This window comes from endosymbiont of Riftia pachyptila (vent Ph05) (genome assembly GCF_000224455.1).
Lineage (GTDB): Bacteria > Pseudomonadota > Gammaproteobacteria > Chromatiales > Chromatiaceae > Endoriftia > Endoriftia persephonae.
This window is the reverse complement of record NZ_AFOC01000138.1, coordinates 1-5,785: the sequence shown is the minus strand read 5'-3', so window position 1 is coordinate 5,785 and position 5,785 is coordinate 1. Positions and strand designations below refer to the sequence as shown.

Below are 5,785 nucleotides of genomic sequence, written 5' to 3'. Positions count from 1 at the left end.
CTGTTGCGCTTTCAGAGCGCCGAGCTGGAGGCGCTGGCACTCTCCAACGACGAACTCGAACTGCTGCAGCAGGATCACAACCGCCTGGCCAACCTGGAGCGGCTGCGCAATAGCTGCGGCACTATTCTCACCCAACTGGACGAGACAGAGCCCTCGGTGCGCAGCCAGCTAGCCCGCTTTGCCGATGAGCTCGCCGAACTGTCGGGGCTGGATGCCAATCTGATCGACGCTGCCGAGACCATCGCCAGCGCGCTGATCCAGGTGGATGAGGGGGTCACCGCCCTGCGCGGTTATTTGGACGATCTCGATCTCGATCCAGATAGCCTGCAGCAGGTCGAGCAGCGGCTCGGCGCAATCCACGATACGGCGCGCAAATACCGGGTGCGCCCGGAGGCGCTGGTAGAGCGCCAGCAAAGCATCCAGCAGGAGCTGCAGACGACCGAAAACGCCGGAGAGGCACTGGAGCAGCTCGAGCAGCAGGTGCGGGAGCAGCGCGAGCGCTATTTCGAGGCTGCCTACCGGCTCAGCAAAAAGCGCCGTCAATCCGGCAAGAGGCTGGCCGCTGAGATCAGCCAGGCGATGCGCCAGCTGGGCATGACCGGCGGCCGCTTCGATGTGGAGCTGGCACCACTGGAGGCCGACGATGCCGGCGCCTCTGGCCTGGAGCGGGTCGAGTTCATGGTCTCGGCGAATCCCGGCATGCCACTGGCGCCGCTCAACAAAGTCGCCTCCGGCGGTGAGCTGTCGCGCATCAGCCTGGCGATCCAGGTCGCCACCAGCAGCTGTACCGAGACCCCCACTCTAGTGTTTGACGAGGTGGATGTGGGCATCGGCGGCGGGGTGGCGGAGATCGTCGGGCAGATGCTGCGGCGGCTCGGCAGCTCACTCCAGATACTCTGCGTAACCCACCTGCCACAGGTGGCCTCCCAGGCCAATCAGCACCTGCAGGTGCGCAAGCAGAGCGACCGCAAGAGCACCCGCACCGACATCACCCCCCTCAATCTGAACCAGCGCATCCAGGAGATCGCGCGCATGCTGGGTGGGGTGGAGATCACGCCGCAGACCTTGGCGCATGCCGAGGAGATGGTGCGTCAGGCCTCAGAGGCTGAGACGGGCATCGTAATCGGCGCGGCAGAGTGAAGGTTACCCCGCCCTCTTCGCGGCGGCGAGATTAATCTTTTCTGCGCCGCGCACAGTTTTTGTCCATGCAGCGGCCGTAGATGATCAAGGCATGGTCGGCCATTTCAAAGCCGTGCTCCGCAGCGATCTCCTTCTGTCGCGCCTCGATGGTAGCGTCCATAAACTCCGCCACCCGCCCGCAGGTAATACAGACAATGTGGTCATGGTGGCCACCCCGATCAAGCTCAAAGACCGCATGCCCGCCCTCGAAGTTATGGCGCGTCACCAGGCCGGCCGATTCAAACTGGGTGAGCACCCGATAGACCGTTGCCAGACCGATCTCCTCACCATTCTCCAGCAACATCTTGTAGACATCTTCAGCGCTGACGTGGCGCTGCGCACTGCTCTCCATGAGCTCCAGGATCTTGACCCTGGGTAGGGTGACCTTCAGGCCAGCCTTTCTGATTTCCTGGTTGTCCACCGGACCTCCAAACCAAGTTGTGTGTTTGAGCGGATGATGGGGTATGATTCCGCCGAATTTCAGCGGATTGTACTGTTAATGAGTAAGTTTCTCATCTCTTCTCTGCTCTTGGCCCTGCTGGGCGGAGTGACGGGCTGCTCCAGCACCTGGGAGGATTTCTCCCTCGTCCATATCCCGGATATCCAGCAGGGCAACCTGGTGACACCGGAGATGGTGGCGGAACTGAAACCGGGCATGAGCAAGCGCCAGGTGCGTTTTCTGCTCGGCACACCAATACTCATCGATGTCTTTCACCCGGATCGTTGGGACTACTACTACGCCCTAAAAAAGCGCAACAAGCCGGTGGATCAGAAGCGTTTCAGCGTCTTCTTCCGACGCGATAAGCTGCTCCATTACAGCGGCGACATCGCCCCTGCAGAGAACCTGCAGCGGCTTAAAGATGAGAAGGAGCAAGTGGTATCTGTACCCGACTACGAGGACGAGGGCGGCATCTTTGAGGCCTTGCTGGATCAGGTAGGAGTGGAACTGGAGGAGGAGTAATCTCCTCCCCAGCCCCCGGCATGGATCAGCGGGTGCGGTTCTTCATCGCCTTGCCCTCCGCCGCGCGCTTCTTGCGCGCCTCTTTTGGATCGGCGATCAACGGCCGGTAGATCTCCACCCGGTCTCCTGGATTCAGCTTGGCATCGGCCTTCACCATCTTGCCAAACACCCCCAGCTTGTTTTTTTTCAGGTCGATGCCGGGGAAACGCTCCCGTATCCCCGACAGCTCAACCGCCTGCGCAGCTGTGGTATCCACAGGACACTCCAGCTCCAGAATCAATTGTTCACGCAGTTCCGCATAGGCCACTTCCACCCGCATCGTCTCTTCAGCCACGATAGACCTCATCCGCTCGTTTACAGAAAGAATCGACCAGGGTATTGGCGATCTGGCTGAACACCCGCCCGAAGGCCTTATCGATCAGCCTGCTGGAGAACTCAAAATCGAGCACCAGCTCGACCTTGCTGGCGTTCTCCTGCAGCGGCGTAAAACGCCATCCCCCCTCTAATTTACGGAACGGACCATCACGCAACAGAATATCCATGCGCTCATTCTCCACCAACTGGTTGCAGGTAGAGAAACGCTGTCGGATGCCGATCCGCGACACCTCCAGCTCGCCACAGATCTGGTCATCCGTGCGCGAGATCAGGCGGCTGTCGCTGCACCAGGGCAGAAACTCGGGATAGGCCTCGAAATCGCATACCAACTGGTACATCTCCGCTGCCGAATGGTGCACCAGCGCGCTCTTGGATACCACCGGCATGATCAGAGCACCCCAACCGCGTTAAGGAAGACCATCACCACCGCCAGTGGCGTCAGGAAACGGATCGTGCCCCGCCAGAGGCTGTAGAACGGCTGTGCCATGGCGAACTCATGCTGGCTCGACTCCCGCGACATAAACCAGCCGGCGAAGATCGCGATCAGCAGACCACCCAACGGCAGCATGATATTTGCCGCCAGATAGTCGAGCAGATCGAAGAAGCTCTTGCCGAACAGCTTATAGCGCTCGCCCGACCAGAGGTTGAAGGAGAAAATGCTGCCGAGCCCGAGCAGCCAGGTGATCAGACCGATCCAACTCGCCGCGCGCACCCGCGTCATGCCCCGATTCTCCACCAACCAGGCTACCGCCGGTTCGATCAGGGAGATCGCCGACGACCAGGCGGCAAACACCAGTAGCACAAAGAAGAGCGTGCCGAACAGCTGCCCGCCCGGCATCGAGCCGAAGGCGATCGGCAGGGTCTGGAAGATCAACCCTGGGCCGGCGCCCGGCTCCAGGCCGTTGGCGAAGACGATGGGGAATATCGCCATCCCCGCCACCAATGCCACCAGGGTATCGAGAAGCGCAATCAATATCGCCGAGCCGGCAATGGAGGACTGCTTCGGCATATAGGAGCCGTAGACCATGATCGCGCCCATACCGAGGCTGAGGGTAAAGAAGGCGTGTCCCAGCGCCACCAGGATCGGGGCGCCACTGATCTCGCACTGCTGCGCCCCGTCCACCATCTCACATGCGTAGAGCAGCTTGTCGAAATCGGGCTCAAAGAGGAACTTCAGCCCCTCTGCAAAGGAGCCGGTGTTCATCGCATAACCGACCATCACGATTAACAGCACAAACAGCGCCGGCATCAGCCAGGTCACCGCCTTCTCCAGGCCGGCGCGCACCCCGCGTGCCACCACCACCATCGACATCAGCATGAACAGGGTATGCCAGGCGATCAGCCGTTCCGGATCCTCCACCAGATCACCAAACACCTGCTTCACGCCCGCGGCATCGATCCCGGAAAACACGCCGCCAGCGGCGCGAAACACATAGGCGATGGCCCAACCGGCGATCACGCTATAGTAGGAGAGGATGAAGAAACCAGCCAGCACACCACCCCAACCGATCAGCGACCAGGCGGGATGCGCACCCTCCGCCCGTGCCAGCCGGGTCATGGTGTTGATCGGGCTCTGCCGGCCGCGCCGCCCAAGCATCACCTCCGACATCATGATCGGGATGCCCACCACCGCGATGCAGAGCAGATAGACCAGCACGAAGGCACCGCCGCCGTTCTCGCCGGTGATGTAGGGAAACTTCCAGATGTTACCCAAGCCGACGGCTGAACCGGTCGCGGCAAGAATGAAGATCAGGCGGGACGACCACTGCCCGTGAATCGATTTTGCTTCCGTCATCAGCGGAACCTGTTTGCTCAATCTCTATATTAAAAGCGGCTATTCTCCGTGAATCACACGCCCATCACAAGGCGGGCTGGCTCCCTCTCCCCTCCTCGCTTAGAATGCGCTGATGGCCAAGAAATCAAAGAAAAAGTCGTCCGGGAACGGCGGCTCCACCATTGCGCTGAACAAAAAAGCGAAGCACGACTACTTCATCGAAGAGCGCTACGAGGCGGGCGTCGCGCTGGAGGGGTGGGAGGTGAAGAGCCTGCGCGCCGGACGTATCAACCTGACCGAGGCCTATGTCATCATCAACAAAGGCGAGGCGTACCTGTTTGGCGCCAACATCAGCCCGCTGCCAACCGCCTCCACCCACATCCAGCCCAACCCGACCCGCAACCGCAAACTACTGCTGCACCGGACCGAACTGAACAAGCTGATCGGCCTGGTCGAGCGCAAGGGCTTTACCCTGGTACCCACCGCCATGTACTGGAAACGTGGCCGCGCCAAACTGGAGGTCGGCCTTGGCAAGGGCAAAAAACAGCACGACAAACGCGCCGACATCAAGGACCGTGATTGGAAACGCGACAAAGAGCGGCTGTTTAAGAAGGGTTAAGGAGCCCCTGAATAAGTCTGGACGAAGTGGATTCTGATTTAGAATATTCAGATTTGAGGCGAAAATCGCACGTAATAGCCGGCTATTGCGAAGATTTGCAACGAAAAAGCTGGGCATTCTGGACGCAAGATACGCGTTCATGACTTACTTCAGAGGCTCCTTTAACGTCTGAACTGGATGAACCCAAAGAGCGCCTCGCCTACCTCAAACTCTGGCTCGGCGCGGCGACAACCATCAGCCTGTTCAACCACTTTCAAAATGCAAATTGGCAAATGCTTAGCACGGTCGTCCTTGCTATAATGACTACCGTCATCGAAATCCACCTGCTCGATCGCCGCATCAAAAGCTTGATTGAAAAGGTACAGGAGCTTTGATGGAGACTTTTCTTTCTATTTTTCTACTGGTTGCGATCGCTGCGATGTTATTTATCACTCTTGACGCAACCAAACGCCCACACTGAACTTGTGGACTGATTCGGGGTCATATTAGATAACACCTTTCGGGGGCGACACGGCTTTCGACGTGGGTTGCGAAACCTGAGGTGCATGCCGAGGAACAGCATACCTCGTAAATCCAGCTGTACCACTATAGTTGCCAACGACGACAACTACGCTCTCGCCGCTTAATAACCGGTAGAAGCCATCTGACTGGAGCCGTGCTTATGCGTCCAGAGTCCTTCGGGACACTCAGGTGTCATATCTCATAAGATCGCGCTGAAGGAAGTCCGGGCCGGATGCGCTAAAACCTAACGGAATCGCTGTATTACATGCCCTGTCGGTCGGGCGGTTTGCAGTTAAATATAATCGACACGACTAAGCATGTAGAGCCGATGGCAGAGGGCTTGCGGACGCGGGTTCGATTCCCGCCGCCTCCACCA

General features: G+C 59.1%; 7 protein-coding genes and 1 other RNA gene. 4 read left to right on the top strand and 4 right to left on the bottom strand.

From position 1 onward, the window contains the following. On the top strand, positions 1 to 1,140 hold a 1,140-nt coding region (locus RIFP1SYM_RS15240; RefSeq protein WP_039960709.1), incomplete at its 5' end, for a DNA repair protein RecN. 31 nt (positions 1,141 to 1,171) lie between these two features. Here RIFP1SYM_RS15240 and fur read toward each other — a convergent pair. Further along, positions 1,172 to 1,600: a ferric iron uptake transcriptional regulator gene (gene fur / locus RIFP1SYM_RS15235; RefSeq protein ID WP_005966441.1), complete on the bottom strand. Its 429-nt coding sequence runs from the start codon at positions 1,598 to 1,600 to the stop codon at positions 1,172 to 1,174. A 78-nt stretch (positions 1,601 to 1,678) separates the two neighbouring features. On the opposite strand from fur, the gene RIFP1SYM_RS15230 reads away from it, so the two are divergent. Beyond that, on the top strand, positions 1,679 to 2,140 hold the full coding sequence (locus RIFP1SYM_RS15230; RefSeq protein ID WP_081417784.1) for an outer membrane protein assembly factor BamE: 462 nt from the start codon (positions 1,679 to 1,681) through the stop codon (positions 2,138 to 2,140). Between the two features lie 25 nt (positions 2,141 to 2,165). Here RIFP1SYM_RS15230 and RIFP1SYM_RS15225 read toward each other — a convergent pair whose 3' ends face one another. Genes RIFP1SYM_RS15225 through RIFP1SYM_RS15215 form a run of 3 tightly spaced genes read right to left on the bottom strand, consistent with a single transcriptional unit; the run spans position 2,166 to position 4,310 of the window. Continuing rightward, positions 2,166 to 2,486, bottom strand: coding sequence for an RnfH family protein (locus RIFP1SYM_RS15225; RefSeq protein ID WP_005966437.1), 321 nt, complete (start codon positions 2,484 to 2,486; stop codon positions 2,166 to 2,168). Then, positions 2,467 to 2,901, bottom strand: a complete 435-nt coding sequence (locus tag RIFP1SYM_RS15220) for a type II toxin-antitoxin system RatA family toxin (RefSeq protein WP_005966436.1) — start codon at positions 2,899 to 2,901, stop codon at positions 2,467 to 2,469. The genes RIFP1SYM_RS15225 and RIFP1SYM_RS15220 overlap by 20 nt, the downstream gene beginning before the upstream one ends. Before the next feature lie 2 nt (positions 2,902 to 2,903). Continuing rightward, positions 2,904 to 4,310, bottom strand: a complete 1,407-nt coding sequence (locus RIFP1SYM_RS15215; protein WP_039960708.1) for a sodium-dependent transporter — start codon at positions 4,308 to 4,310, stop codon at positions 2,904 to 2,906. 112 nt (positions 4,311 to 4,422) lie between these two features. Here RIFP1SYM_RS15215 and smpB point away from each other — a divergent pair, with 112 nt between their 5' ends. Together smpB and ssrA are read left to right on the top strand one after the other, a co-directional pair. Further along, positions 4,423 to 4,908, top strand: coding sequence for an SsrA-binding protein SmpB (gene smpB / locus RIFP1SYM_RS15210; RefSeq protein ID WP_005966434.1), 486 nt, complete (start codon positions 4,423 to 4,425; stop codon positions 4,906 to 4,908). A gap of 501 nt (positions 4,909 to 5,409) precedes the next feature. Next, positions 5,410 to 5,785: a transfer-messenger RNA gene (gene ssrA / locus RIFP1SYM_RS17170) on the top strand.